The following is an 18885-nucleotide window of genomic DNA, read 5'->3' on the forward strand; positions in this document are numbered from 1 at the left end:
GTTTAAAGCGTCCCGCTGTTTTTCAGATTTGCTTTGAAGGTTTTCCAGTGACGCACAGCCGCATCAGCGTTTCAGCGAGAAAGGCGGTGGCTCGCAATGAGCGAAACGCGGGTCGCCTGCACTCGACTGTCGGTCAAGCTGATCAAAAAAGCGGCAAGCAATCAACGTCTTGTCACAGCGATAACCCACGCGTTACGAATCATCCTGCCCGTTTAAAAGGGCATCGAGATCCTGCGGCTTAATGGTGCGTAGCGATCGTTCGATCTCGCGATCGTAACGCCGATCGTTCGGCTCTTGCCGCTTTTGTGCAGGCCTTGCGACCTGTTGGAGATACAGGTCGATCTGCGCAGCTATGTGATCGCGCTTGCTCGGCTTCACGGGCGCCACCTCTGGGTATCGATTGCCTAAAGATGAACGCCCCCCGCGTTTGGGTCAAGGGCGTCCAGAAGGAGGTCAAATCGCAGGAAACGAAGGCCTTGTCAGCGTGCGCCAAACAGGGCCGAGCCGACGCGCACGCTGGTGGCGCCGAATTCGATTGCCGTTTCGAAATCGCCGGACATGCCCATGGAGAGCTTTTCCACGCCGCATTCCCTGGCGAGCTTTGCCAACAGCGCAAAATGCGGACCGGGGTTTTCGTCGGCCGGCGGAATGCACATCAGACCTTCTACGGTCAGCTTAAGCTCATCGCGGCAGAGCTTGACGAAGGCAGCGGTCTCACGCGGATCAAGCCCTGCCTTTTGCGGCTCCAGCCCGGTATTGACCTGCACGTAAAAGCGAAGCGCCTTGCCCTGCTTGCCGCATTCGTCTGCAAGCACGCGGGCGATCTTCTCGCGATCGACGCTTTCGATCACGTCGAACAGTGCCACGGCGTCTGCTGCCTTGTTGGATTGCAGCGGGCCGATCAGATGAAGCTCGATATCCGGCGTCTGCTCCTTCAGCGCAGGCCATTTGCCCTGCGCTTCCTGGACGCGGTTTTCGCCGAAGACGCGCTGGCCGCAGTCGATGACCGGCTGAATGGTGTCACCATCGAAGGTTTTCGAGACTGCAACCAGAGTGACATCGGCGGCCTTTCGGCCTGCCTTTTCGGCTGTGGTGGCGATCCGTTCCTTGATGTCGGCAAGGCGGGCTTCGATATCCATGGGAGGCCTCTGTTCTATCTCAAACGATGATCTGCTCGTCCTACAGCATCGGCCCGAAAATCGGAATCGATTTTCGGAAAGCACGATGCGTAGATAAAAGAAGATAGAGCGTCCTTTGTGCGTCCAATAGGACGCACGGCGCTCTAAAGCGGGTGGCGCTTGATGCCAAGCATGATTGTCACCATTTAAGCGCTGTATTCCAAGTTTGCGCCCCCTAACGCCCTGCAAAACTTGACGCATCGGTCGTTTCATGGTGAAGGTCACCGCGCATTACCCCCTCGATACCCGGATTTCAGAAGTATGGCCATCGAACGTTATAATCCTCGCGACGCCGAGCCGCGCTGGCAGCAGCAATGGAACGAAGACAAGGTCTTCGTCACAGACAATGGCGACAGCCGCGAGAAATATTACGTCCTTGAGATGTTCCCGTACCCATCCGGTCGCATCCATATGGGCCATGTGCGCAACTACGCGATGGGCGATGTGGTTGCCCGCTACAAGCGTGCGCGCGGCTATAACGTGCTGCATCCCATGGGATGGGATGCCTTCGGCATGCCGGCGGAAAACGCCGCCATGCAGAACAAGGTTCACCCCAAGGACTGGACCTACCAGAACATCGCCACCATGCGTGGCCAGTTGAAGTCCATGGGACTGTCGCTGGACTGGAGCCGTGAATTTGCGACCTGCGACGTGGATTATTACCACCGTCAGCAGTCGCTGTTCATCGACTTCATGCAAAAGGGCCTGGTCTATCGCAAGCAGTCCAAGGTCAACTGGGACCCGGTCGACCACACGGTTCTGGCCAATGAGCAGGTGATTGACGGTCGCGGCTGGCGTTCCGGCGCGCTGGTCGAGCAGCGCGAGCTGACGCAATGGTTCTTCCGCATCACGGATTTCAGCCAGGATCTGCTGGACTCGCTGGACGAGTTGGATCAGTGGCCGGAAAAGGTCCGGCTGATGCAGAAGAACTGGATTGGCAAGTCGGAAGGCCTGTCGCTGCGCTGGCAGACAGTGGCCGCAACGGCGCCGGAAGGTTTTGACGACATCACCGTTTACACGACGCGTCCGGACACGCTGTTTGGCGCTTCCTTCCTGGCGATTGCCGCCGATCATCCACTGGCGAGAGCTTTGGCTGAAAAGAATGCCGAGATTGCCGAGTTCTGCGACGAGTGCCGTCGTCAGGGCACGTCTCTGGCTGCGCTGGAAACGGCTGAAAAGCGCGGCATGGATACCGGCGTCAAGGTCGTCCACCCGCTGGATCCGTCCTGGGAACTGCCAGTTTACATCGCCAACTTCGTGCTGATGGATTACGGCACCGGTGCGATCTTCGGTTGCCCTTCGGGCGACCAGCGCGACCTGGATTTTGCCCACAAATACGGCCTGCCGGTCGTTCCGGTCGTCATGCCGGAAGACGGCGATGCGGCAAGCTTCACGGTTGGCGATAGCGCCTATGTCGATGACGGGGTGATGATCAATTCCCGCTTCCTCGACGGCATGAAGACCACGGACGCTTTCGACGCCGTCGTAACGAAGCTGTCGCAGCAGGTTCTGGGCAATGCCCCGCAGGCCGAGCGCAAGGTGAATTTCCGCCTGCGTGACTGGGGCATTTCGCGACAGCGCTATTGGGGCTGCCCGATCCCGGTCATCCACTGCGAAGTCTGCGGCGTCGTTCCCGTTCCGAAGAAGGACCTGCCGGTCAAGCTGCCCGATGACGTCACTTTCGATGTGCCAGGCAATCCGCTTGATCGTCATCCGACCTGGCGTCATGTCGCCTGCCCGCAATGCGGTCACGATGCGCGGCGCGAAACCGACACGATGGATACCTTCGTCGATTCCAGCTGGTACTTCACCCGCTTTACCGCACCCTGGGAAGATCAGCCGACCGATCCAAAGGTCGCCAATCGCTGGCTGCCGGTCGATCAGTATATTGGCGGCATCGAGCACGCGATCCTGCATCTTCTCTATTCGCGCTTCTTTACCCGCGCGATGAAGGAAACCGGCCATGTGGACGTGAAGGAGCCCTTCAAGGGCCTGTTCACCCAGGGCATGGTGGTGCACGAGACCTATCGCCTGGGCGAAGGCCAGAATGGCCAGTGGATCGTGCCCTCCGATATCCGCATAGAGGAAGTGGACGGCAAACGCCGTGCCTACATGCTGGAAAGCGGCGAAGAGGTTGCCATCGGCTCCATCGAGAAGATGTCGAAGTCGAAAAAGAACGTGGTCGATCCCGACGATATCATCGCCTCTTATGGCGCCGATACCGCGCGCTTCTTCGTGCTGTCCGATAGTCCACCGGATCGCGATGTGATCTGGTCGGAAGCCGGTGTCGAAGGCGCACATCGCTTTGTCCAGCGCGTCTGGCGCATCATCGGCGAAGCCGCCGAGGAACTGAAGGCCGTCAATGCAGCACCGGCAACGGCAGGCGAGGGCCTGGCTATGTCCAAGGCCGCTCACAAGACGCTGAAGGCTGTCCAGGACGATCTGGACAAGCTTGCCTTCAACAAGGCGATTGCCCGTATTTACGAACTGGTCAACACGCTGGCCGGCCCGCTGTCTGAGGTTGCCAACGGCAACAAGGACAACGAGGTAAAGGCTGCGGCGCGTGATGCGGTTGAAATCCTCATCCGGATGATTGCGCCGATGACGCCGCATCTGGCGGAGGAATGCTGGAAGGTGCTTGGCAATTCCGGTCTGGTCGCGCAGGCGGCATGGCCGATTTTTGTGCCTGCGCTCGTAGAAGAGAACGAGGTCGTTCTGCCGATCCAGATCAACGGCAAGAAGCGTGGCGAATTGACAATCGCCCGCGATGCGGATCAAGATACCGTCCGCGCCGCCGTGCTGGAACTGGATGCCGTCAAGGCGGCACTCGCCGGTTCAGAGCCGAAGAAGATCATCGTGGTTCCACAAAGGATCGTGAACATTGTTGTTTGATGCCTATTCCAGATGGGGCCGCATAGCAGCCGCAGTGTCTGTCGTCTTTTTGTCCGGTGCGCTTGCAGGCTGCCAGGTTCGCCCGCTCTACAGCGTGGAATCCGGGACGCGTGAGAAGCTCGCCTCCGTCAGTTTCGCATCGGCCAGCGACCGCATCACGCAAGAGGTCCGCAACCACCTGATCTTCCTCGCCTATGGTGGCGAGGGTGCGCCTACCAAAACGGATTACCAGGTCAAGCTGGTGGTCACGTCCAGTGCAAGCTCCACGGAGGTGACCAACGATACGAGCCTGTCGGTCGGCAAAAGCAACTATGACGGTCCTTATCCGGGCCGCGTGACGATGACCGGCCAATATGTGCTGACGCGCATGTCCGATGGTCAGGTGTTGCGGTCTGCCAAGCGCACCGTCACCGCCATGCTCGACCTGCCGCAGCAGGAATTCGCCAAGATCCGTGCGGTCCGCGACGGTGAGAACCGTGCGGCGCGTGAATTGGCAGAGATCATCCGCACGGACATCGCCGCCACGCTCAGCCGATAAGCTGCGATCATGACGGAAATCAAGTCCCATGAATTCGAGCGCTTCGCCGACAATCCGGCGGAGCGTTTTCGCATTTTCGTTCTCTATGGGCCGGATCGGGGGCTGGTCTCGGAACGTGCATCGGTGATTGCTGCAAAGACGGGCATTGATCCCAATGATGCCTTCGCTTCGCTGAAACTTGCAGTTACCGACCTTCAGGGCGACCCTGGACGGCTTCTGGACGAGGTGAATGCCATCGGCCTCTTCGGTGGCGAAAAGCTCGTCTGGGTCAAGGGTGCGGCCAATGAGAAGCCACTGGTCGATGCGCTTCAGGTGCTGGCTGATAATCCGCCGGAAACCAGCTTTCTCATCATCGAGGCGGGCGATCTGAAAAAGGGCACCGGCCTGCGCAAGATCGCCGAGCCGTCCAGGTCCATTGCTGCCATCCCCTGTTATGCGGATGATGCGAGATCGCTGAACACGCTGATCGACCATGAGCTTGCCGATGAAAACTTGAGAATAACGCCAGCTGCGCGCCAGCGACTGATCGAATCGCTCGGTGGCGATCGCATTGCCTCGCGCAACGAGGTGAAGAAGCTGGCGCTCTATTGCCGTGGCCGGGATGTGATCGAGGAAGACGATGTCGCCGCGATTATCGGTGATGCCAGTGCCGTGTCTGCCGACGATGCCGTCGATGCGATCCTGAGGGGCGATCGCAATGGCTTCTTCCATGCCACGCAGAAGATCATCTCGTCAAAGACGCCGATCTTCCTGGTGCTGCAAGGGTGCCTCCGCCAGTTCCAGATGCTCGACCAGATGCGGGCCGAGATGGACGAGAAGAAGCTGCAGGCCGGCCAGGTGATGCAGACGCTTGGGCGCGGCATCCATTTTCGCCGCAAGCCGGTGATTGAGCGCGCGCTGCGCACATGGCAGCCAGCGGCGATTGCCAGAGAGATGAACCGATTGCAGTCGGCCATCCTGCAGAGCCGCCAGCGCCAAAGCCTGGAGGAAAGCGTGGCACTTCTGACGCTGCTTGCCACCACACTGCAGGCGGGCAGGGGCAGCTGAGTCATTCCATCGATCGATAGGCATGAAAAAGCCTCCGCGGCAGATGCCGGGAGGCTTTTTAAAATCTCGAAGCGGCGAGCTGTTCAGTCGCCCTTGCCGGGTTCGGCGGAGAAATAGAGGTCGAGCTTGCCTTCGACGCCGTCCATCTCCTTGGCTTCCGGAAGCGGATCGCGCTTGACGGTGATGTTCGGCCAGATGGCAGCGTATTCGGCGTTGATCTTCAGCCACTTGTCGAGGCCCGGCTCGGTATCCGGCTTGATCGCCTCGGCGGGACATTCCGGCTCGCACACGCCGCAATCGATGCATTCGTCGGGATTGATGGCGAGGAAGTTTTCGCCTTCGTAGAAGCAATCCACGGGGCAGACTTCGACACAGTCGGTGTATTTGCAGCGAATGCAATTGTCGGTCACGACATACGTCATGAAGAACTCCAGAATATGCAGGCCGGGTTGGTGGCTTTCGAACACAAGCCTTCGCCCGGAATTCAGACAGGGCATTTTCGCAAGTGAGGTAATGCCTTTATGACAAGATGGCAAGGACAAAGGATGCTGAAAAAAGGCGACGACGTAGTCGTTTATTCTAATCCTCTGGGTTCTCGGCATCGGAGATGAACCTGTCCAGCGCCCGGCGTTCCTTCTTGGTCGGGCGGCCGCTGCCTGGCAGGCGCACGGCCTGCTCAAGCAGGGTCATGCGATCCTTGGGTTCGCGGGGCGGGGTCTGATCGTCATAGAGAAGTTTTGCCTCTTCGTAAGGCCCGCGGCGCTCGCCGGGTGCCTTGACGATGAGAATACGGTCCATTCGCTCGATCGCGATGTCCAGCCTGTCACCGGTTTTCACCATGTGGCTGGATTGGCGCACCGGCGCGCCGTTGACCTTGATATTGCCCGACTGGATGTAGCTCTGGGCTACCGAGCGGGATTTTGCCATACGGGCGAAGAACAGCCACTTGTCGAGGCGCTGACGCCCGGCTTCCTGTGGCTGTTCCTTAGCACCCATAGGCTTACTTCTTCAGCTGCTCCTTGAGAGCAGCGAGCTTGGCGAAAGGCGAATCCGGATCCATCGGCTTTTCCTTGCGCGGTGGCTTGGCCTCGAAACGCTGCTGACCCTGCGGCTTGCCGCCGCGATCATTGCGCTCCGGACGGTCCTTGCGCTCGGGACGATCGCCACGGTTGTTGTTGCCGCGTGCCTTGTTGTCAGGACGTCCGCCTTCGCGCTTGCGATCACCCTCACGGTTGCCGTCGCGATTGGCGTTCTGGCGGTTGCCGGGACGACCTTCGCCGCCTTCGCGACGCTCGCCTTCACCACGGTTGCCGGCATTGCGATTGCCCGGACGGCGGTTGTCGCTGCGCTGGTTGTCGTTGCGGCCACCGGGGCGCCACAAGAGAACCGGCTTCGGCTCGGCGTTTTCAGCCGCTGCCTCTTCAGACTTTGCTTCCTGAGCCGTGGCTTCCTCAGCCGTAGCTTCCTCGGACTTCGGCTCTTCAGCCTTCACCTCTGCTGGCGTTTCTGTCGCAGCTTCGGCAGAAGCTTCCTGTTCGGATGCATCGGAAGCGTCGGCATCGTCACTTGCAGCCTCTTCAGCTGGTGCCGCTTCCGTCGCGCCTACCTTCGCAGCACCACCGCTCTGGGCGGCGAGGAAGGTTGCTGCTTCTTCTGCAGAGACCTGGTCGGCGCGGTAGCCGAGACCCTTGAGGATTTCTTCCATGTCGTCCAGCGTCGCACCCAGGATCGACAGCATCGCCGTCGTGGTGGTGAAGCGGCGACCGTCATAGGCACCCTCAGGGCGCGGCTGCTGGCCTGGCTTCCACTGCAGCAGCGGACGGATGAGGTCGGCCAGACGCTCGAGAATATCGATGCGCACAGCGCGTTTGCCAAGGAAACGGAAGCCGGCGAGCTTGTAGAACATGCGCTCGAAACCGGGATCGGTCACCACAGATGTGCGGCCAGCTGCCAGAACCGGGATGAGATCGCCATAGCCCGGCTTGCCGAGACCGTCATTCTTCAGGGCCCAGAGCAGCGTCACAAGCTCGGCGGGCGCCGGCTTGAGAAGCGCTGGGAGAAAGACGTGGTAGGCGCCAAAACGGATGCCGTAACGACGCATGGAGGCGCGAGCGTCCTGATCCAGCGTCTTGACCTCATCGGCCACGTCGCGGCGGAACAGGATGCCGAGGTTTTCGACCAGCTGGAAGGCCAGACCCTTGGCGAGGCCCTGCAGATCTTCGGCGCGCGAAATATCGTCGAGCGGCTTCAGAACTGTTGCGATCTGGTGATTGACGAAGCGCTCGATGCGGGCGAGCGCGTGGTCACGCGCATTGCCGCTCAGCTGCTCGTCGGCCAGAAGGATGACGCGCGGCTTCATGATGTTGTCGCCGGCTGCCAGACGCGCCACGGGCTCACCGAGCCAGCGGACGAGACCGTCCGAGCTCATCGCCAGATCGCCATTACCACTGGCATGGAGACGGGCGGCGCGCGCCTCATACTCCAATGCGAGCGCCTTTTGCGCTGCCGCCTGGACGGCCTTGGCATCTGGACCTTCGGTTCCCGAAACCGGGGTGAACCGGAATCCCGCCAATTGACCGACATGATGTCCTTCTACGAAGACATCACCATTCACACTGATTTCAGCTTCAAGCATCGCATTCTCTCTTAGGCGCCTCATGAGCACAGATGTCCTGCGATCAACAAAGCGTTTCGTCAACCTTTCATGTAGAGCATCGGACAATCGATCTTCGATTTCCCGTGTCTTTTCTTGCCAGTGTGTCGGATCGGCAAGCCATCCTGGGCGGTTGGATACATACGTCCATGTTCTGATCTGCGCAATCCTGGCGGAGAGCGTGTCGATTTCACCATCCGTCCGGTCGGCGCGGCGCACCTGTTCGGCCATGAAATTCTCATTGACCGTACCGCGTTTGACGAGATCGAAATAGAGAGTCGAAATCAGATCGGCATGTTGTGCAGGCGCGATGCGGCGATAATCCGGCAAAGCGCAGGCTTCCCACAATCTTTCGACACGCTCCGCAGTGGTCGTGACGTCGATGATCTCCGGGTAGCGCCCGAGATATTCGAGTGCCTGCTGATCGATGGCAGGCAAGGCGCGCGACAGACCCTGCACCGTGGGTGCCGCATCGAGGCTCGCCTGGAGATTTCTGATGGACGAGAAATCGAAATTCTTTGTGCGCCATTGCAGCACTTTGACCGGATCGAACTCATGCGATTCGATCCGTTCCACCAACTCATCGTCCAGCGGATCGACGCGACCCGTCACGCCAAAGGTGCCATCACGCAGATGCCGTCCGGCACGACCGGCGATCTGGCCCATTTCAGCCGGGTTGAGATTGCGGAACTGATAGCCGTCGAACTTGCGGTCCTGGGCAAAGGCCACATGGTCGACATCGAGGTTCAGACCCATTCCGATGGCATCGGTCGCCACCAGATATTCCACGTCGCCGTTCTGGTAGAGGCCAACCTGCGCGTTGCGGGTACGGGGCGACAGCGCGCCGAGAACGACCGCAGCGCCACCGCGCTGACGGCGCACCAGTTCGGCGATCGCGTAGACTTCATCGGCCGAGAAGGCGACGATTGCCGTGCGCTGAGGCAGGCGGGTGATCTTCTTCGATCCCGCATAGAAAAGTTGCGAGAGGCGAGGGCGCTCGACCATGACGATGCCGGGCAGCAGCTTTTCGAGGATCGGCCGCATCGTGCCGGCACCCAGAAGCAGCGTTTCTTCCTTGCCGCGCAAATTCAGGATGCGGTCGGTGAAGATATGGCCGCGTTCCAGGTCGCCCGCGAGCTGGACTTCGTCGATGGCGACAAAGGCGGCATTGGTTTCGCGCGGCATCGCCTCCACGGTGCAGACGGAATATTTGGCGCGGGGTGGGGAAATCTTCTCTTCGCCGGTGATCAGCGCAACATTGTTGGCGCCCACCTTTTCCACCAGCCGCGTATAGACCTCGCGTGCCAGAAGGCGCAGCGGCAGGCCGATGACGCCACTTCCATGCGCCACCATTCTCTCGATGGCATAATGGGTCTTGCCGGTATTTGTCGGTCCAAGAACGGCCGTTACACCGCGGCCGCTCAAGATCATGGGGCGAAAATTCAACGTACTATCCGCGAAAACGACGATGCTGCTACTCTTCGGACACGGCGTGAGGGCGCCCGCATTTCAGTCTTCCCACACATGGCAATCAGCAAGGCCAAACGCAAGGACGAAAGCGGTTATCATCAGCGTCGCCCTTGAATTGACCGCCAATTCGGCACGCCAAAACCGCTTTTTTGCTGAGAAACGCCAAAGGCGCAAGATTCGGAACAGGTTGAGAACGAATCAGAGACGAATCGCTGACTCTGTCAGATTCAGTCTTTGTTCACGGCAAGATGTGGCTTCCGCTTTACCGAAAGCCACCAGATGCTGAATCAGATGATGCTAAAGGACGATGCCGGCTACAGAGGTTGTCCCGCCAGCAATCTCGGTCCATTGCGGTCCGCCGTTCCGGCAGCCTGGCCGATGAAGTAGGATTTCAATGCGGGAATCCGATCAACGAGGCCCAGCCCGAAATCGCGCGCAACGCGGATTGGCCCGAGATCATTTGAGAACAGACGGTTCAACACATCGGTGGTCACACCCATGCGCACCGTGTCGAAGCGGCGCCAGGACTGGTAGCGCTCCAGCACATTGAGTGAGCCGATATCGAGCCCGATGCGATCGGCCTCGACAACGGTCTCGGCCAGTGCCGCCACATCCTTGAAGCCGAGATTGAGGCCCTGGCCGGATATCGGGTGAATCCCGTGGGCGGCGTCGCCGGCAAGCGCAATGCGTGGCGCGACAAAAGCGCGGGCAAGCGTGAGGCCAAGCGGGAAGGCGCGGCGCGGACCAACGGGGCGGATCGGCCCAAGCTTGTGGCCGAAGCGACGCTCAAGCTCTTCTTCGAAGATGAGATCGTCGGACGCGACGAGGCTGTCGGCATCTGCCGTGCGCTCGGTCCACACCAGCGACGAGCGGTTGCCCTTGAGTGGCAGGATGGCAAAGGGACCGGAAGGCAGAAAATGTTCTTCCGCGCAGCCATTGTGCGGCCGCTCATGCTCGACAGTCGTGACGATGCCCGACTGATCGTAAGCCCAATGAACGGCCTTGATGCCGGCCATGTCGCGCAGCGCCGATTTCACGCCATCGCAAGCAACCAGCAGACGCGTTTCCAGCGAGGAGCCGTCGGAAAGCGAAATGTGATTGCTTTGCGGGCCCGCGGAAAAACCGGTGACGCTGAGCCCGTGGCGGATCTCGATACCGAGCCGCTCGCACACTCCCCGCAGAGCACCGACCATGGCGACATTCGGGACCATATGCGCAAAGGGCTGGCCTTCCGCCACGTCGCCGTCGAAGGTGAGGAAGACCGGGCGAACAGGATCTGCCGTGCGCGAATCCGTTACGATCATCTTGTTGATCGGCTGGGCTTCCGGCTCCAGTTCCTGCCAGATGCCGAAGACATCCAGCATGCGGCTTGCGGCGGCGATGATCGCGGAGGCGCGGACGTCCTTCTTCCAGACGTCTTCAGGGGCGGCCTCGATGACCTGCACGCCAAGATGCGGCGCTGCCTGCTTGATGGCGACGGCAACGCTTAAGCCCACATATCCGCCCCCGGCAATCACGACATCAAGCATTGCGTCTTCTCCTGCGCCTTGCGTTCTTGTGCATATTCTTCTGCCATTATAGACCATCCCATCACGTCTTCATACAGCCGGAGCATGCCGAAATGTCGCATCCTTCTCATTCATCAAGCCCGATGGAAAATCTTCTCGCCACGCTTGATCTTGAAAAGCTTGAAGAAAATCTTTTCCGCGGCACCAGCCCACAGGTTGGATGGCAGCGCGTCTTCGGTGGTCAGGTCATTGCGCAGGCACTGATGGCGGCACAGCGAACGGTGGATGCGGACCGTTTTATCCATTCGCTCCACGCCTATTTCATGCGGCCGGGCGATCCCCTCGTGCCGATCATCTATCAGGTCGATCGCATTCGGGACGGTGCAAGCTTCGCCACACGGCGCATCGTTGCCATCCAGCACGGTCATGCGATCTTTGCCATGTCGGCATCGTTCCAGATCGAGGAGGGCGGCTTCGATCACCAGAGCCCGATCCCGAACGTGCCGCAACCTGAAAGCCTGATGAGCGAGGCGCAGTTGCAGGAGGCGTTTCTTGCCAATGCGCCACCTGCGATCCGCAAATACTGGGAGAACAAGCGGCCGATCGAAATCCGCCCCGTCTCGCTGACGCATTACATCTCGCGCGAAAAGCTGGAGCCGAAGCAGGATATCTGGGTGCGCGCCGTCGGTGCCGTGCCGGATGACAGGCATTATCAGGCAGCGGTTCTCGCCTATCTTTCCGACATGACGCTGCTCGATACATCACTCTATGCCCACGGAACGACCATCTTCGATCCGACCATCCAGGTGGCGAGCCTCGATCACGCCATGTGGTTTCATCGCCCGTGCAAGTTGGAAGACTGGCTGCTCTACACGCAGGACAGCCCCAGTGCATCCGGTGCCCGCGGATTGACCAGAGGCAACCTCTTTACCCGCGATGGCGTGCTTATCGCCTCGATGGCGCAAGAGGGCCTGATTCGCAAACGGGCAAATGACTAAAAAACGATCATTTTTTAAAAATCGCCTATAAATTGTTCGCCTAAAGCGCGAACAATTGCCCGTTTTGCGGCCTTATCTTTTATAGTCGTTACTTTTCAATAACTTATTCCCTGCATGCCGAAACTGGCACGCCCTTTGAATATAGAGTGTCAGTCGCTGTTACTGATCTGCCAGCGGCAAGGAGAGTCGGCTCCATGCCGAGCACAAACAAAGGATGGGAAACCAGATGAAAATTGTGATGGCCATTATCAAGCCGTTCAAGCTGGATGAGGTGCGCGAGGCTCTCACCGCGCTCGGCATTCAGGGCCTGACCGTAACCGAAGTGAAGGGTTACGGACGTCAGAAGGGACATACCGAGATTTATCGCGGTACCGAATATGCGGTCAGCTTTCTTCCGAAGCTGAAGATCGAGATCGCGGTGGCGTCCGACGTGGTGGAAAAGGCAGTCGATGCAATCGCATCCGCGGCCAAGACGGGGCAGATCGGCGACGGCAAGATTTTCGTCTACTCGATTGAACAGGCAGTGCGCATCCGCACCGGCGAAACGAACACAGAAGCGCTTTGAGCTCGGCTGACAGGGGAGTCCTCAGATTATGAACTTCAAGAAAATTTCCACACTCAGCGCCTTGAGCGCCGGTGCGGCAGCCCTCCTGGCGCCGGTCATATCCTTTGCGCAGGACGCTGCTGCCCCCGCAGCAGCAGCCGTTGCCGCCGTTCCGGACAAGGGCGACACTGCCTTCATGTTCCTGTCCACCATCCTGGTCCTCTTCATGGCCGTTCCGGGTCTTGGCCTGTTCTACGGCGGTCTCGTTCGCGCCAAGAACATGCTGTCGGTTCTGATGCAGTGCACGGTCATTGCCGCCACCGTCATGATTGCCTGGGTCGTCTACGGTTACTCCTTCGCCTTCGGTGGTTCTGAAAGCCCGTTCTTCGGCGGTTTCGCCAAGCTCTTCCTCGCGGGTGTGACCAAGGACACGACCGCTGCGACCTTCTCGCAGGGCGTCGTCATTCCGGAATACATCTTCGTGATGTTCCAGATGACCTTCGCGGCCATCACGCCGGCACTGATCATCGGCGCCTTCGCGGAACGCATCAAGTTCTCGGCTTCGGTTCTCTTCTGCCTGCTTTGGGTTACCTTCGTCTACTTCCCGATTGCCCATATGGTCTGGGATGCCAAGGGTTACCTCTTCGGTCTCGGTGCCCTTGACTTCGCTGGCGGCACGGTCGTTCACATCAATGCCGGTGTTGCCGGTCTCATTGGTGCGATCATGGTCGGCAAGCGTACGGGCTACGGCAAGGACATGATGGCTCCGCACTCCATGACGCTGACCTATGTCGGCGCTGCCATGCTGTGGGTCGGCTGGTTCGGCTTCAACGCCGGCTCCAACCTGGAAGCCTCCGGCGGTGCAATGCTCGCAACCGTCAACACCTTCATCGCCACCGCTGCCGCCATTCTCTCCTGGTGCGTGGTTGAAAGCTTCACGCGTGGCAAGGCTTCCATGCTGGGTGCTGCTTCCGGCATGATCGCTGGTCTCGTTGCCATCACGCCTGCTGCCGGTATCGTCGGCCCGATGGGCGCGATCGTCATGGGCGTGATCGTTTCGCCGCTCTGCTACTTCTTCGTCTCCGTGGTGAAGAACAAGTTCGGTTACGACGACACCGCGGACGTCTTCGGCGTTCACGGCATTGGCGGCATGTTCGGCGCTCTGGCGACCGGCATCTTCGCAAGCGCCTCGCTTGGCGGCGTCGGCTATGCCGGCGAGCAGACCATGGGTGGTCAGTTGATGGTTCAGATTCAGGCCGTCGTCATCACCATCCTGTGGACGGGTATCGGCTCTGCGATCCTCTACAAGATCGTGGACATCATCGTCGGTCTGCGTGTGCCGGTCGAAGCCGAACGCGAAGGTCTCGACCTCGCATCTCACGGCGAAGCTGCCTACCACAACTAAGATCGGTCGGTGCTATTTACGCACTCGAACCTCATCATCGAAGCCCGGCGATCGTCTCGCCGGGCTTCTTTGTTTTCGGTGGGCCAGGCTTGGTAAACGAGTTTTCCCGTGGTTAATGCCACATTAACCACCATGTCGCTATTTTGCCCTGTCATCCCTGCTTCGGTCACGAAGCTCCGGAAAAACTAAGGACGACAGGTTCAACATATGGGCAGAGTGAATTCTCCGACATTCGAGGGCCGCGACAATCGCTTCGTGCTGACGGCATTCGTCGTGCGACAGATCATGGCGCTGTGTGGTTTTGCCGTTCTGGCGGCCTTGGCGCTGGGCGTGACCGCACTTGCGACCTGGAACGTGGCCGATCCGAGCCTCTCCTACGCGACCTCCAACGAGCCCACCAATCTGCTCGGACATAGCGGCGCGATCTTTGCCGATATCATGATGCAGTTTCTCGGGCTGTCGTCGCTGATTGCCATGTTGCCCATTTTGTCCTGGGCCTTCGTCTTGATTTCCGGCCGCAAACTCACCCGCATGCCGACCCGCCTGATGGCCTGGATTGGGGGCGCCTTCATTGCCTCTGCCTCGCTTGGATGTTTCCCGGCACCGCAGACCTGGCCGCTGCCCAACGGCATTGGCGGCGTGATCGGCGACATGATCCTGCGCTTTCCCGCGCTCTTCCTCGGCGCCTATCCGACCGGCACTGCTGCGACCGTTCTGGGCGCAATCCTGGCTGTGCCTGCGGCCTGGCTGATGCTGGTCGCTTCAGGTCTTCTCGGCGCATTCGATCAGGATGCAGAGGAGCCCTTCGCGCCACAGGCTGCCGTCAACAGCAAGGCCCGCAAGGTTCAGGAGATCGAAGAGGATGATGAGGATGACGGCGAGGGATTCTTCGCCAACTTCCTCGCTTTTGGCGCGCTGACCCATTACTGGTACACGACCCAGGCACGGCTTCGGCGTATCTTCGGTTTGAAGCCCAAGTCGCTCACTAACGAGTTCGAGCAGCCCTACGACTTCAACGATTACGAATTCGGCACACTGAACGAGCCGTCACGACTGAAGACCGCGATCAACCGTCTGGAGAGGGCAGAGCCTTCCTTCGAGGAACGGGCGGAAGCGCGTGCACGCCGACAGGCACCCTCCGTCAACGACGATCTCGACGAGCCGCCATTCGACGACGAAGAGAGCTTGCCGGACGGTGTTCTCTCCGGCGACGCGCCCTTTGCTCCACGCCCGGCACCGGGAAGCCCGACACGCATTACGGCACCACCGTCGCGGCCGAAGCCGAGCGAGCGGGTTGCACGCGAAGCGCAAACCTCATTCATTTCGCCAGATGGCTTCCAGGTTCCATCGATCCATCTGCTGGCCGAGCCAAAGAATGTCGTCAAGGACAACACGCTGAACGCAGATGTTCTGGAGCAGAATGCCCGGCGGCTCGAAGGCGTGCTGGAAGACTTCGGCGTCAAGGGCGAGATCATCCATGTGCGTCCTGGCCCCGTCGTGACGCTTTATGAGCTTGAACCGGCGCCCGGCATCAAGTCGTCGCGCGTCATAGGTCTGGCGGACGATATCGCCCGCTCGATGAGCGCGATTGCCGCGCGCGTCGCCGTCGTTCCTGGCCGCAATGCCATCGGTATCGAGCTTCCCAACCGCACGCGCGAAACGGTGTTCCTGCGCGAGCTTGTCGGATCTCGCGATTTTGAAAGCAGCAAGGCCAAGCTGCCGATGGCACTCGGCAAGACGATCGGTGGCGAAGCCGTGATCGCCGATCTGGCCAAGATGCCGCATCTTCTCGTGGCTGGTACTACGGGCTCTGGTAAGTCGGTCGCGATCAACACCATGATCCTTTCGCTCGTCTATCGCATGACGCCGGAACAGTGCCGCCTGATCATGATCGATCCGAAGATGCTCGAACTGTCGATCTATGACGGCATTCCGCATCTGCTCTCGCCTGTCGTCACCGATCCCAAGAAGGCCGTCGTCGCGCTGAAATGGACCGTGCGGGAGATGGAAGAGCGCTACAAGAAGATGTCGAAGATCGGTGTTCGTAACATCGATGGCTTCAACACCCGCGTTCAGCAGGCACTCGACAAGGGCGAAGTCCTGACGAGAACCGTACAGACCGGCTTTGACCGCCAGACGGGCGAGGCCATGTATGAGACGGAAGAATTCGATCTGAAGCCGCTGCCCTATATCGTCGTCATCATCGACGAAATGGCCGACCTGATGATGGTCGCGGGCAAGGATATCGAGGGTGCCGTGCAGCGTCTGGCGCAGATGGCACGTGCCGCCGGCATTCATGTCATCATGGCCACTCAGCGCCCGTCCGTTGACGTCATCACCGGCACGATCAAGGCGAACTTCCCGACGCGCATTTCCTTCCAGGTTACCTCCAAGATCGATAGCCGTACCATCCTTGGCGAGCAGGGCGCAGAGCAGCTGCTCGGCATGGGCGACATGCTCTATATGGCAGGTGGCGGGCGCATCCAGCGCGTCCACGGTCCCTTCGTTTCGGACAATGAAGTGGAAGAGATCGTATCCTACCTCAAGACCCAGGGCTCGCCCGATTATCTCGAAGCGGTCACCGAAGAGGATGAGGACGAGGATGGTGGCGGCCCTGCCGGCACCGGCAATATGGCAGAGTCCGACGACCCTTATGACCAGGCCGTCGCCGTCGTTCTGCGCGATGGCAAGGCCTCGACCTCCTACGTCCAGCGCAGGCTCGGCATCGGTTACAACCGCGCTGCGTCGCTGATCGAACGGATGGAACAGGAAGGCATTATCGGCCCTGCAAACCATGCCGGAAAGCGCGAAATTCTCGTGCCGACGGAGAATGATTAAGCCACAATCGTCTAACGCTCGACCGCCAGTTGGTCTTTGATACCAGTTGCTTGCGTGCAGGTTCGATAGCCGCAACCAGGCGTGTGCTTTCAGCGTTATAGCCGTCGCTCCATGTCATGAAGCCGCCGTGTTTTTTCGGCACATGGGATGCGATGAAGGAGAACAGAATGAAGAATACCCGCTCGGTCGTTTCCGCTCAGCATCCCGGCCTTGAGAGCAGCATGACGCGGCGAGGCGTGATGACGCTGTTTTCGGCAGCGGCAGCCTCTGTAGCGCTCTCGCCCATTGCAGCTTTAGCGCAGGGCGCAGGAGACGGCGTGACGGCGCAGAAGATCGCCAACCACTTCTCGTCGGTCAAGACGATGATGGGCGAGTTCGTTCAGTTCGGTCCGCGCGGTGAACAGACAGGCGGCAAGTTCTATATTTCGCGTCCCGGCAAGCTTCGCTTCAACTACGAAGACCCGTCGCCCATGCGCGTGATTGCGGACGGCCGCAACGTGGTCATCGGCAACATGAAGCTGAAGACCTGGGACATCTATCCGCTGTCCAAGACACCGCTCAGCCTGCTTCTTGCCGACAAGATCGACCTCAGCAATCAGAAGGTTCGCAGCGTCAAGGAAGAGTCCGATCTGATCACCATCGTTCTCGGTGACAAGAGCATCTTCGGCGATTCGACAATCACACTGATGTTCGATCCGAAAACCTTCGATCTGCGTCAGTGGACGACGACAGATGCGCAGAACAAGGACACGACCGTGATGATCTTCAACGTCCAGACGGGCGTGAACCTCGACGACAAGGTCTTCAACATCAACTACGAAGAGGTCCGCAAACGCGGTTGACCTTGAGACAGCAGAAAGCGTTTCCAGTTTTCTGCCCTCTTGTTATAAGCCTGCCTCTACAGCATCGGCCCGATGCATAGTTCAGGGTAAAGCGTCGTTTGTGCGTCCAATAGGACGGACGGCGCGTTAGCTGCATAAGACGGAGCGTGAGGCATGACTTTCTCGATAACCACCTGGAACATCAACTCGGTGCGGCTGCGCATGCCGATCGTCGAGCAGTTTCTGGTGCGTTACAAGCCAGACGTTCTGTGCCTGCAGGAGACCAAGTGCCCGAATGGCGAGTTTCCTCTGAAGCCCCTGCGGGCGCTCGGCTATGAGCACATCATCATTCATGGACAGAAGGGCTATCACGGCGTTGCCATCGCCTCGAGGCTGCCGCTGACGGAAGATCACCGTCAGGATTATTGCAAGGTCGGGGACGCCCGCCATATCTCCGCTCTGGTGCAGGTCGGCAGCCGCCGCATCCGCCTTCATAACTTCTATGTTCCGGCAGGTGGCGACGAGCCGGACCGGTCGATCAATCCGAAGTTCGGCCACAAGCTCGATTTCGTCGAGGAGATGAAGGTGCTGAGCGCCGACGCCACACCAGGAGCATCGTCAATCCTCGTTGGTGACCTCAACATAGCGCCGCTCGAAAACGACGTCTGGTCGCACAAGCAACTGCTGAAGATCGTCAGCCATACGCCTGTCGAGACAGAAGGTCTGCTGGAGGTGATGAAGCGCGGGAATTGGCTCGACCTGATGCGGCTCAACGTGCCGGAAACGGAAAAGATCTACACTTGGTGGAGCTACCGCGCCAAGGATTGGGAAGCTGCCAATCGCGGCCGCCGTCTGGACCATATCTGGTCATCGCAGGATCTTGGTCCCTCGCTCGATCGGATCGAAATCCTGAAGGAAGCGCGCGGCTGGAACAGACCCTCCGACCACGTTCCGGTGACGGCCCACTTTAAGTTCTAAGCATGCCGCGCAAAA

General features: G+C 59.5%; 15 protein-coding genes. 9 read left to right on the forward strand and 6 right to left on the reverse strand.

Going from position 1 to position 18885, the window contains the following annotated elements; translation table 11 throughout:
* Window positions 1-192 precede the first annotated feature (192 nt).
* A complete protein-coding gene (locus ACTJKV_RS19665) occupies window positions 193-378 on the reverse strand; it encodes a hypothetical protein (RefSeq protein WP_440599360.1) in 186 nt (61 codons plus the stop codon).
* Between the two features lie 101 nt (window positions 379-479).
* Window positions 480-1139 carry a YggS family pyridoxal phosphate-dependent enzyme gene (locus tag ACTJKV_RS19670; protein WP_274103507.1) on the reverse strand — a complete coding sequence of 220 codons (660 nt, stop codon included), beginning with the start codon at window positions 1137-1139 and terminating at the stop codon, window positions 480-482.
* 300 nt (window positions 1140-1439) lie between these two features.
* Between ACTJKV_RS19670 and leuS the strand changes: the two genes are divergently transcribed.
* The 3 genes from leuS to holA are packed head-to-tail and all read left to right on the forward strand — an operon-like array spanning window position 1440 to window position 5655.
* Window positions 1440-4070: a leucine--tRNA ligase gene (gene leuS, locus ACTJKV_RS19675; RefSeq protein WP_274103506.1), complete on the forward strand. Its 2631-nt coding sequence runs from the start codon at window positions 1440-1442 to the stop codon at window positions 4068-4070.
* The gene (locus tag ACTJKV_RS19680) at window positions 4063-4608 is read left to right on the forward strand and encodes a hypothetical protein (RefSeq protein ID WP_440599386.1); all 546 of its coding nucleotides are present in this window, start codon (window positions 4063-4065) and stop codon (window positions 4606-4608) included. Before leuS ends, ACTJKV_RS19680 begins: the two co-directional genes overlap by 8 nt.
* Before the next feature lie 9 nt (window positions 4609-4617).
* A complete protein-coding gene (gene holA, locus ACTJKV_RS19685; protein ID WP_274103503.1) occupies window positions 4618-5655 on the forward strand; it encodes a DNA polymerase III subunit delta in 1038 nt (345 codons plus the stop codon).
* Window positions 5656-5738: 83 nt separating this feature from the next.
* Here holA and fdxA read toward each other — a convergent pair whose 3' ends face one another.
* The 4 genes from fdxA to ACTJKV_RS19705 all read right to left on the reverse strand — a co-directional run bounded on the left by fdxA (window position 5739) and on the right by ACTJKV_RS19705 (window position 11307).
* The gene (gene fdxA / locus ACTJKV_RS19690; protein WP_062444698.1) at window positions 5739-6077 is read right to left on the reverse strand and encodes a ferredoxin FdxA; all 339 of its coding nucleotides are present in this window, start codon (window positions 6075-6077) and stop codon (window positions 5739-5741) included.
* Between the two features lie 157 nt (window positions 6078-6234).
* Complete coding sequence (locus ACTJKV_RS19695; RefSeq protein ID WP_274103500.1) at window positions 6235-6651, reverse strand: RNA-binding S4 domain-containing protein; 417 nt, start codon at window positions 6649-6651, stop codon at window positions 6235-6237.
* Between the two features lie 4 nt (window positions 6652-6655).
* Window positions 6656-9739 (reverse strand): helicase-related protein, encoded by a 3084-nt coding sequence (locus tag ACTJKV_RS19700; RefSeq protein WP_274103618.1) that lies wholly within the window; start codon window positions 9737-9739, stop codon window positions 6656-6658.
* Window positions 9740-10092: 353 nt separating this feature from the next.
* A complete protein-coding gene (locus tag ACTJKV_RS19705) occupies window positions 10093-11307 on the reverse strand; it encodes a ubiquinone biosynthesis hydroxylase (RefSeq protein ID WP_153312591.1) in 1215 nt (404 codons plus the stop codon).
* 92 nt (window positions 11308-11399) lie between these two features.
* On the opposite strand from ACTJKV_RS19705, the gene tesB reads away from it, so the two are divergent.
* From tesB to ACTJKV_RS19735, 6 genes are all read left to right on the forward strand, one after another.
* Window positions 11400-12284 carry an acyl-CoA thioesterase II gene (gene tesB, locus ACTJKV_RS19710; protein ID WP_062424735.1) on the forward strand — a complete coding sequence of 295 codons (885 nt, stop codon included), beginning with the start codon at window positions 11400-11402 and terminating at the stop codon, window positions 12282-12284.
* Window positions 12285-12498: 214 nt separating this feature from the next.
* Complete coding sequence (locus ACTJKV_RS19715) at window positions 12499-12849, forward strand: P-II family nitrogen regulator (RefSeq protein ID WP_062424736.1); 351 nt, start codon at window positions 12499-12501, stop codon at window positions 12847-12849.
* Between the two features lie 28 nt (window positions 12850-12877).
* On the forward strand, window positions 12878-14233 hold the full coding sequence (locus tag ACTJKV_RS19720) for an ammonium transporter (protein ID WP_112519351.1): 1356 nt from the start codon (window positions 12878-12880) through the stop codon (window positions 14231-14233).
* A gap of 207 nt (window positions 14234-14440) precedes the next feature.
* Window positions 14441-17071, forward strand: a complete 2631-nt coding sequence (locus tag ACTJKV_RS19725; RefSeq protein WP_112519352.1) for a DNA translocase FtsK — start codon at window positions 14441-14443, stop codon at window positions 17069-17071.
* A 116-nt stretch (window positions 17072-17187) separates the two neighbouring features.
* Complete coding sequence (locus tag ACTJKV_RS19730) at window positions 17188-17913, forward strand: outer membrane lipoprotein carrier protein LolA (protein WP_062424738.1); 726 nt, start codon at window positions 17188-17190, stop codon at window positions 17911-17913.
* 153 nt (window positions 17914-18066) lie between these two features.
* On the forward strand, window positions 18067-18870 hold the full coding sequence (locus ACTJKV_RS19735; protein WP_274103495.1) for an exodeoxyribonuclease III: 804 nt from the start codon (window positions 18067-18069) through the stop codon (window positions 18868-18870).
* Window positions 18871-18885: the final 15 nt, after the last annotated feature.

Origin of the sequence: Agrobacterium sp. 22117, from assembly GCF_052045735.1 — a bacterium.
Taxonomy (GTDB): domain Bacteria; phylum Pseudomonadota; class Alphaproteobacteria; order Rhizobiales; family Rhizobiaceae; genus Agrobacterium; species Agrobacterium cavarae.